This is a genomic window from Leifsonia sp. SIMBA_070, from assembly GCF_046534635.1.
Taxonomy (GTDB): domain Bacteria; phylum Actinomycetota; class Actinomycetes; order Actinomycetales; family Microbacteriaceae; genus Leifsonia.
Genome location: NZ_JAWRYK010000450.1, coordinates 1 through 261, shown reverse-complemented (window position 1 = coordinate 261; position 261 = coordinate 1). Strand labels below are relative to the sequence as shown.

Below are 261 nucleotides of genomic sequence, written 5' to 3'. Positions count from 1 at the left end.
GCTGTCGTCGTCATCAGTGCGTCCTACTCGTTGCCCTGGGCGCCCGAGGGGGCGACCGGTCCTGGCAGGTTCTGGTTGCGGTCGTACTCGGAGCCCAGCTGGCGGGTGTAGCCCTGGTCCTTCAGGCTCTGGATGTGGGCGTCGTAGTCGGACTGCGACACGATCTTCAGGTTGAAGAGCATGGCCGCGTGGTACTCGACGCAGAGCTCGGCGCACTTGCCCACGAAGGTGCCGGTGACGTCAAGGAGAACATGCAGGCCG

General features: G+C 65.1%; 1 pseudogene. It reads right to left on the bottom strand.

The window, feature by feature from the left end:
• Positions 1-23: 23 nt before the first annotated feature.
• Positions 24-261: pseudogene (locus tag SB754_RS21035) on the bottom strand (cytochrome C oxidase subunit II); the annotation flags it as partial.